We start from the raw sequence: 8898 nt of genomic DNA, 5'->3' as shown, positions 1-8898 counted from the left end.
TACACCGTACCAATGTGGGAGCGGGCTTGCTCGCGAAGGCATCCTGACAGGCAATACAAATCTGCAGGGTCAGCGCACCGCCTCAAACAACCCCGTCGCCCCCATCCCGCCTCCCACGCACATGGTCACAATGCCGTAACGCAAATCACGCCGCTGCAACTCACGCACCAGATGCCCGACCTGCCGCGACCCGGTCATGCCGAACGGGTGGCCGATGGAAATCGAGCCACCATTGACGTTGTACTTGCCGTTATCGATCTCCAGACGATCGCGGGCATACAGGCATTGCGAAGCAAACGCCTCGTTCAGCTCCCACAGATCAATATCCGCCACTTGCAAGCCCTTGGCCTTGAGCAGTTTCGGCACCGAGAACACCGGGCCGATGCCCATTTCGTCCGGCTCGCAACCGGCCACGGTGAAGCCACGGAAAAACGCCTTCGGTTTCAGTCCCAGTTGCAGGGCTTTTTCCAGGCTCATCACCAGGGTCATCGACGCGCCGTCCGACAGCTGCGACGAGTTGCCCGCCGTCACCGAGCCGTCCTCGGCAAATACCGGTTTCAGTCCGGCGAGGCTTTCGTAAGTGGTGTCCGGGCGATTGCAGTCGTCGCGATCGACAATGCCGTCGAGGATCTGCACTGCGCCGCTGTTTTTGTCCTCGACCCGGTACTTGACCGCCATCGGCACGATTTCATCATCGAACAGCCCGGCCGCCTGCGCCTGGGCGGTGCGCAGCTGGCTTTGCAGTGCGTAACGATCCTGTGCCTCGCGGCTGACGCCATAACGGCGCGCCACCACTTCGGCGGTCTGGCCCATCGTGTAGTAGATGCCCGGCACCTGCTGCTTGAGCAGCGGGTTGATCAGGTGATCGGTGTTGACGCTCTTGAGGGTCAGGCTGATCGACTCGACGCCACCGGCAACAATGATGTCGCTGCAACCGGAAGCGATCTGGTTGGCGGCAATCGCAATCGCCTGCAACCCCGAGGAGCAAAAGCGATTAAGGGTCATGCCGGCAACACCAGTGCCCAGACGCGACAACACCGCGACGTTGCGCCCGATGTTGTAACCCTGCGCACCCTCGTTGGAGCCGGCACCGACGATGCAATCCTCGACGCTGGCCGGATCGACGTCGTTGCGCGACAGCAGCGCGTTGACGCAATGGGCCGCCATGTCGTCGGGACGGGTCTGGTTGAACTTGCCGCGAAAGGACTTGGCCAGGCCGGTCCGCACGCTGTCGACGATCACCACTTCACGCATGGCATACCTCAATTGTTGTTGTCGCAGGAGAGTGAACCGAGCATAAGTCCAGCCCGCCGCCGACCGCGACAATCATTCACCCCGCGTATGCGCGCCCATCGCTTCAGTCCTTGTGTTTTTTCGCGTGCTTGTCGGACTTCGCGAACGCTTCTTCGAGCGCCCGGTTGATCGTGCGCAGCACCTTTACCCGGGCCCAGCGCTTGTCATTGGCCTCGACCAGCGTCCACGGCGAGATCTCGGTGCTGGTGCGGTCGACCATGTCGCCCACGGCGGCGCGGTAGGCATCCCACTTTTCGCGATTGCGCCAGTCGTCCTCGGTAATCTTGAAGCGCTTGAAGGGGATCTGCTCCCGGGCCTGAAAACGCTCCATCTGCGTCTCCTTGTCGATCGCCAGCCAGAACTTGACCACGATCACCCCCGCATCGGCGATCTGCTCTTCGAAATCGTTGATCTCGCTGTAAGCCCGCAGCCAGTCGGCCGGACTGCAAAAGCCCTCGATCCGCTCGACCAGCACCCGGCCATACCAGGAACGGTCGAACACGGTGAATTTGCCCCGTGCCGGCAGGTGTCGCCAGAAGCGCCACAGATACGGCTGCGCGCGCTCCTCTTCGGTCGGCGCAGCAATCGGCACGATGTTGTACTGACGCGGATCGAGCGCCGCCGCCACCCGTCGGATCGCCCCGCCCTTGCCCGCCGCGTCGTTGCCTTCGAACACCGCCACCAAAGCGTGCCGGCGCATGCGTTTGTCGCGCATCAGCCCAGACAGCCGCGCCTGCTCAGTGATCAATTGTTCTTCATAGTCTTTCTTTTCCAGACGCTGGGTCAGATCAAGACTGTCGAGCAGGTTCAACTGATCGACAGCCGTGCTCAGCGGCGCGGCATTGACCTCATCGGCCTCTACTTGCGGACGCTTGAGGGCGTTCTGCAGACCTTCGAGCAGAATCTTGCCGACCGCGAGGCTGCGGTAATTGGCGTCCATCCCTTCGATGATGTGCCACGGTGCATAGTCGCGACTGGTACGGCGCAACACGCGCTCGCCGTATTTGACGACCTTGTCGTAAGTCTGCGATTGCTGCCAGTCCAGCGGGCTGATGCGCCAACTGTGCAGTGGATCATCGGCCAGCGCCTTGAGCCGCGCCTTCATCTGTTTCTTCGACAGGTGGAACCAGAATTTGAAGATCAGCGCGCCTTCATCGCAGAGCATCTTTTCCAGACGCTCGGCGGCGTTGATTGCCTGATCCAGCCGGGGATCCTTGAACAGACCGTGGACCCGGCCCTGGAGCATCTGGCTGTACCAGTTGCCGAAGAAAATCCCCATCCGGCCCTTGGCCGGCAGCATCCGCCAGTAACGCCACGCGGGTGGCCGCGCCAGTTCTTCATCGGTCTGCTGATCGAAGGTGCGCACCTCGATCAGGCGCGGGTCCATCCACTCGTTGAGCAACTTGACGGTCTCGCCCTTGCCGGCGCCCTCGATGCCGTTGATCAAAACGATCACCGGAAAACGTTTCTGCTGCTGCAACTCGAATTGCGCTTCCAGCAGTGCTTCACGCAGCGCAGGCACCGCCGCGTCGTAAGTCTCTTTGTCGATGGCATGGCCGATTTCGGCGGATTCAAACATGGGGACGGCTCCTTCCAGGATTCAGCAAGACTAGCGGATTGGGCACAGATGCAGGGCAGAAATTCCCCACCACAACAAGCTGAAGGAACGAACCCTTGTGGCGAGGGAGCTTGCTCCCGCTGGGTTGCGCAGCAACCCGAAAACCTTTCACCCCGGTTACTCCAGTTAACCCGCGTGCGCCGGCTTTACGACTGCTGCGCAGCCGAGCGGGAGCAAGCTCCCTCGCCACAGAAAAGCTCACTTTCAGCTACAAACAGTGAATTGTCCTTGAACCCCCTCAACCCAGCCTTGCCATGGATCAAGCACCCGCCGCCCGATCAGCTAGAATGGCCGCCTTGTCGTTGCCGAGCCTGCCATGAAACCTGTATTGCCCCACGCCCAACTCGACTGGGATGACCACGGACGTCCGCGCTCGCGGGTGTTCGATGATGTGTATTTTTCCGACCAGTCGGGGCTGGATGAAACCCGCTACGTGTTCCTCGAACAGAACCGTCTGGCCGAGCGTTTTGCCGCGCTGCCGGCCAATGGTCGACTGGCGATCGGCGAAACCGGCTTCGGCACCGGGCTGAATTTTCTCTGCGCCTGGCAGTTGTTCGAGCAGCATGCGGTGGCCGGTGCGCGGCTGCATTTTGTCAGCGTCGAAAAGTACCCGCTGAGTCCGGCCGACCTGCAACGAGCGCTGGCCTTGTGGCCGGATCTCAAGCCGCTGGCCGATCAGTTGCTGACCCATTACGTGGCGATCCATCAGGGCTTCCAGCGGATCATTCTCGGCAATGGCCGGGTGACCCTGACGCTGCTGATCGGCGACGCGCTGGAGCAACTGCCGCAACTCGATGCGCAGATCGACGCATGGTTTCTCGACGGTTTCGCCCCGGCGAAAAACCCCGACATGTGGACCGCCAAACTGTTCGCCGAACTGGCGCGACTGGCTGCGCCCGGCTCGACCATCAGCACCTTCACCAGCACCGGTTGGGTGCGACGCTTGCTCAACGCCGCCGGGTTCAAGATGAAACGCACCCCGGGCATCGGCCACAAGTGGGAGATCCTGCGCGGCGAGTTTCTCGGCTGGCCACACGACGTTGCGCCACCGGCACCGGACAAACCGTGGTTCGCCCGCCCTGCCCCGCTGACCGCCGAGCGTCGGGCGCTGGTGATCGGCGCCGGGCTGGCTGGTTGTGCGACCGCTGCCAGCCTCGCCGCACGCGGCTGGCAAGTCAGTCTGCTGGAGCGGCATGCCGAGGTAGCGCAAGAAGCATCCGGCAATCCGCAGGGTGTGCTGTACCTGAAGTTGTCGGCCCACGGCACCGCGTTGTCGCAACTGATCGTCAGCGGTTTCGGCTACACCCGCCGCCTGCTGGAAACCCTGCAACGCGGCACGGACTGGGACGATTGCGGTGTGCTGCAATTGGCGTTCAACGCCAAGGAAGCCGAGCGTCAGGCGCAACTGGCAGCAGCGTTCCCGGAAGATCTGGTGCATTGGCTCGATCAGCCCCAGGCTGAAACTCAGGCTGGTATCGCCGTGGCCCATGGCGGGCTGTTCTACCCCGAAGGTGGCTGGGTGCATCCGCCGGCGCTGTGCCAGGCACAAGCCGCGCAAGCGAACATCGAACTGCTCAAGCATCACGACGTGCTGGAACTGCGCAGGGTCGATGATCAATGGCAAGCCTTCGACGGCGACCGCCTGCTCGCCAGCGCCCCGGTCGTGGTATTGGCCGGTGCTGCGGAAATCAAACGCTTTGCGCAAAGTGCCGAGCTGCCGCTCAAACGCATCCGCGGGCAGATCACGCGCCTGCCGCAAACTGCCGAGAGTCAGGCGCTGCGCACCGTGGTCTGCGCCGAAGGTTATGTCGCGCCGGCTCGCTTGGGCGAACACACACTCGGCGCGAGTTTCGACTTCAACAGTGACGACTTGACCCCGACCACCGCCGAACACCTCGGCAATCTGGCGATGCTCGAAGAGATTTCCAGCGATCTGGTGGCGCGCCTGCACATCGATGAACTGCCCCCGGAAACACTGGAGGGACGCGCCGCATTCCGCTGCACCAGCCCCGACTACCTGCCGATCGTCGGTCCGTTAGCCGACCGCGCAGCTTTCGCTCAGGCCTATGCCGCGTTGAGCAAGGATGCACGACAAGTGCCGGACATTGCCTGCCCGTGGCTCGATGGCCTGTACGTCAACAGCGGCCACGGTTCACGCGGGCTGATCACCGCGCCGCTGTCTGGCGAACTGCTCGCGGCATGGCTGGACAACGAGCCGCTGCCACTGCCCAGAAGCGTCGCCGAAGCCTGCCATCCCAACCGTTTCGCCTTGCGCACGTTGATTCGCGGCAAATGAAAAATCGCGACTGGCCGCTGGTCAGTCGCCCCCTCTTATAACTCATCGTTCTAAAACTCCCACATCTGCAGCGGGTCAGTTTCTGAGTAGCGGCCATTTTGGCCAGACTTGAATGACCCCTCCCCAACGGAAAAACCGGTAAGGACTTTATGTGCGGATTAGCTGGCGAGTTACGTTTTGATCATCAACCTGCAGACCTTGCAGCGGTTGAGCGAATCACCCATCACCTGGCCCCTCGCGGCCCCGACGCGTGGGGCTTCCATGCCCAAGGGCCGATTGCCCTGGGCCATCGTCGCCTGAAAATCATGGACCTGTCGGACGGCTCGGCGCAGCCGATGATCGACAGCCAACTGGGCTTGTCCCTGGCCTTCAACGGCGCGATCTACAACTTCCCGGAACTGCGCGCCGAACTCGAAGCGCTCGGCTATGCGTTCTATTCCGGCGGTGACACCGAAGTGCTGCTCAAGGGCTACCACGCCTGGGGCGAAGCGCTGCTGCCGAAACTCAACGGCATGTTCGCGTTCGCCATCTGGGAGCGCGACGCCCAGCGCCTGTTCATCGCCCGTGACCGTCTCGGCGTGAAACCTTTGTACCTGTCGCGCACCGGCCAGCGTTTGCGCTTTGCCTCGGCCCTGCCGGCGCTGCTCAAGGGCGGCGACATCAACCCGATCCTTGATCCGGTGGCGCTCAATCACTACCTGAATTTCCATGCGGTAGTGCCGGCTCCACGCACCTTGCTTGCAGGCATCGAAAAGCTGCCGCCAGCGACCTGGATGCGCGTCGAAGCCGATGGCCGCACCGAGCAGAAAACCTGGTGGACCCTGCCCTACGGCCCACACGACGATGAGAAAAACCTGACCCTCGAAGACTGGCGCGACCGTGTGCTCGACAGCACCCGTGAAGCGGTAGCGATTCGGCAACGGGCGGCGGTGGATGTCGGTGTGCTGCTCTCCGGCGGTGTCGATTCGAGCATGCTCGTTGGCCTGCTGCGCGAAGTCGGCGTGGAGAACCTGTCGACCTTTTCCATCGGTTTCCAGGATGCCGGCGGCGAGCGTGGCGATGAATTCCAGTATTCCGATCTGATCGCCAAGCACTACGGCACCCAACACCATCAATTGCGCATCGACGAAAAAGAGATCATCGAGCAATTGCCCGCCGCGTTCCGCGCGATGAGCGAGCCGATGGTCAGCCACGACTGCATCGCCTTCTACCTGTTGTCTCGCGAAGTGGCCAAGCACTGCAAAGTGGTGCAGAGCGGCCAGGGCGCGGATGAGCTGTTCGCCGGTTATCACTGGTATCCGCAAGTCGACGGCGCAGCAGATCCGTATGCAGCCTATCGCGCGGCGTTTTTCGACCGCAGCTACGACGACTACGCGGCCACCGTGCAGCCGAAATGGCTGACCGCGAATGACGCGGCCGGCGACTTCGTGAAAGAGCATTTCGCCCAGCCCGGCGCTGATGCGGCGGTGGATAAAGCCCTGCGCCTGGACAGCACGGTGATGCTGGTGGACGACCCGGTCAAACGCGTCGACAACATGACCATGGCCTGGGGCCTGGAAGCGCGCACGCCGTTTCTCGACTATCGCCTGGTGGAACTGTCGGCGCGAATTCCCGGCCAGTTCAAGCTGCCCGATGGCGGCAAACAAGTGTTGAAAGAAGCCGCGCGCCTGGTGATTCCAAGCGAAGTGATCGACCGCAAAAAAGGCTACTTCCCGGTACCGGGCCTCAAGCACTTGCAGGGCGACACGCTGAACTGGGTGCGCGAACTGCTGCTGGATCCGAGCCAGGATCGCGGCCTGTTCAACCCGGCCATGCTCGACAAATTGCTGACTGACCCGCAAGGCCAACTGACGCCGCTGCGCGGTTCGAAGCTGTGGCAACTGGCGGCCCTGAACCTGTGGCTCAGTGAACAAGGAATCTGATTGATGAAACCTCACGCCACGGCGATCAACCAACGTCTGTTACGCGGTCAGACACCGTCGTATGAACGCTTGCAGGCGCGTCTGGCCGAAGACGGCAGCGAACTCGGCGCCGACCCCATTGCCGTGCATTGCGGCTGGGGCCGACTGCTGATCGGTCACACTTTCCCTGACCCGGCGACGCTGGCGCAGGAACTGCTCAACGAGCAGCCCGGCGAACGCGATATCGCCCTTTATGTCGCCGCACCGCAGCAGATTCTCGGTCTGGAACCGACCCAACTGTTTCTCGACCCGTCCGACACCCTGCGCCTGTGGTTCAGCGATTACCGCCAGGCCACCCGTGTGTTTCGCGGCTTCCGCATTCGCCGGGCACAGAGCGAAGCCGACTGGCAGGCGATCAATCTGCTGTATCAGGCACGCGGCATGCTGCCGATCGATGCCACGCGGCTGACTCCGCATCATCAGGGCGGCCCGGTTTATTGGCTCGCCGAAGACGAAGACAGCGGCGCGGTGATCGGCAGCGTCATGGGCCTCAATCACCAGAAAGCCTTCAACGATCCGGAACACGGCAGCAGCCTGTGGTGTCTGGCGGTGGATCCGCAGTGCTCGCGGCCCGGTGTCGGTGAAGTGCTGGTGCGGCATTTGATCGAGCACTTCATGAGTCGCGGCCTGAGCTATCTGGATCTGTCGGTGCTGCATGACAACCGCCAGGCGAAGAACCTCTACGCCAAACTCGGTTTTCGCAACCTCTCGACCTTCGCGATCAAGCGCAAGAACGGCATCAACCAGACGCTGTTCCTCGGTCCCGGCCCGGAAGCCAACTTCAACCCTTATGCGCGAATCATCGTCGAGGAAGCGCATCGGCGCGGCATCGATGTGCAAGTGGATGATGCCGAAGCCGGGCTGTTCACCCTCAGCCACGGTGGGCGCCGGGTGCGTTGCCGCGAATCGCTGAGCGACCTGACCAGCGCGATCAGCATGAGCCTGTGCCAAGACAAGAGCCTGACCCACAAGGTGTTGAAGGCCGCCGGGCTGAAACTGCCTTCGCAGCAACTGGCGGGTAACGCCGACGACAACCTGGCGTTTCTCGATGAGCATCAGCGAGTGGTGGTCAAGCCGCTCGACGGTGAACAGGGCCAGGGTGTGGCGGTCGATCTGCAGAGTATCGAAGAGGTGCAGCAGGCCATCGAAGCCGCCAAACATTTTGACAGCCGTGTGCTGCTCGAAAGCTTCCACGAAGGTCTCGACCTGCGGATTCTGGTGATCGGTTTTGAAGTGGTGGCCGCAGCGATTCGCCGTCCCGCGGAAGTGGTCGGTGACGGCCATCATTCGATCGGTGCATTGATCGAGGCGCAGAGCCGCCGTCGGCAAGCCGCCACCAGTGGCGAGAGCAAGATTCCGCTGGATCATGAAACCCAGCGCACCCTGCACGCGGCCGGTTATGACTACAGCAGCATCCTGCCGGCGGGCGAACATCTGTTCGTGCGCCGCACCGCCAATCTGCACACCGGTGGCACGCTGGAAGACGTCACGGCGATTCTGCACCCGACCCTGGTCGATGCCGCCGTCCGTGCGGCGCGAGCGCTGGACATTCCGATGGTCGGCCTCGACCTGATGGTGCCGGCGGCGGATCAAGCGGAGTACGTGTTTATCGAAGCCAACGAACGTGCGGGGCTGGCCAATCATGAGCCGCAGCCGACGGCGGAGCGCTTTGTCGATTTGTTGTTTCCGCACAGTCAGCCGGCTGTTTCTTGATTCCGAGGCGTCTGGAC

Annotated in this window: 5 protein-coding genes; 3 read left to right on the top strand and 2 right to left on the bottom strand. The window is 62.4% G+C overall.

Annotated elements, in window-relative coordinates; translation table 11 throughout:
* Positions 1-69: 69 nt before the first annotated feature.
* Together NTD85_RS00590 and pap are read right to left on the bottom strand one after the other, a co-directional pair.
* Positions 70-1254, bottom strand: coding sequence for a thiolase family protein (locus NTD85_RS00590; protein ID WP_262141167.1), 1185 nt, complete (start codon positions 1252-1254; stop codon positions 70-72).
* Positions 1255-1357: 103 nt separating this feature from the next.
* Positions 1358-2872, bottom strand: a complete 1515-nt coding sequence (gene pap, locus NTD85_RS00585; RefSeq protein WP_201136897.1) for a polyphosphate:AMP phosphotransferase — start codon at positions 2870-2872, stop codon at positions 1358-1360.
* A gap of 355 nt (positions 2873-3227) precedes the next feature.
* On the opposite strand from pap, the gene mnmC reads away from it, so the two are divergent.
* From mnmC to ngg, 3 genes are all read left to right on the top strand, one after another.
* On the top strand, positions 3228-5207 hold the full coding sequence (gene mnmC, locus NTD85_RS00580) for a bifunctional tRNA (5-methylaminomethyl-2-thiouridine)(34)-methyltransferase MnmD/FAD-dependent 5-carboxymethylaminomethyl-2-thiouridine(34) oxidoreductase MnmC (RefSeq protein ID WP_262141166.1): 1980 nt from the start codon (positions 3228-3230) through the stop codon (positions 5205-5207).
* Between the two features lie 149 nt (positions 5208-5356).
* Positions 5357-7129: an N-acetylglutaminylglutamine amidotransferase gene (locus NTD85_RS00575; RefSeq protein ID WP_047598738.1), complete on the top strand. Its 1773-nt coding sequence runs from the start codon at positions 5357-5359 to the stop codon at positions 7127-7129.
* A gap of 3 nt (positions 7130-7132) precedes the next feature.
* Entirely contained in the window at positions 7133-8881 is a 1749-nt protein-coding gene (ngg, locus tag NTD85_RS00570) for an N-acetylglutaminylglutamine synthetase (RefSeq protein ID WP_108588841.1), read from the top strand.
* Positions 8882-8898 lie beyond the last annotated feature (17 nt).

Source organism: Pseudomonas sp. 13B_3.2_Bac1 (assembly GCF_025466205.1).
Taxonomy (GTDB): Bacteria; Pseudomonadota; Gammaproteobacteria; order Pseudomonadales; family Pseudomonadaceae; genus Aquipseudomonas; species Aquipseudomonas fluorescens_H.
This window is presented reverse-complemented; position numbering and strand designations above follow the sequence as displayed.